Source organism: Pseudoalteromonas sp. SIMBA_162 (assembly GCF_046535955.1).
In the GTDB taxonomy this organism is placed as follows: Bacteria; Pseudomonadota; Gammaproteobacteria; order Enterobacterales; family Alteromonadaceae; genus Pseudoalteromonas; species Pseudoalteromonas marina.
Map to the genome: position 1 here is coordinate 1 of NZ_JAWJBQ010001191.1, position 237 is coordinate 237.

1 protein-coding gene is annotated in these 237 nt (G+C 68.8%); it reads left to right on the forward strand.

Translation table 11 applies throughout. From position 1 onward, the window contains the following. Nucleotides 1–237 (forward strand): hypothetical protein (locus tag R0J88_RS23440; protein ID WP_410901382.1); only part of this gene is annotated, 237 nt, incomplete at both ends.

Consider the following 237-nt stretch of genomic DNA (forward strand, 5'->3'; position numbering starts at 1 on the left):
CGCGCCGATCTCGACGTCGATCCGCTCGATCTCGAGGACGTCCCCGCGCACCGCTTTCCCGAGCTGACGCCGTTCCGCTTCCAGGAGCATCTCGACTTCATCCTGACCGGCGACGCGTTCGACGAGGCGCGCCGCCTCGCGCTCTGCATGCTCGACGCCGATCGCGTGCGCACCTTCGGCTCGACGACGCTGCTGCGCGGCTACCTGCTGCAGTTGATCGGGCTCGTCTGCACGCAG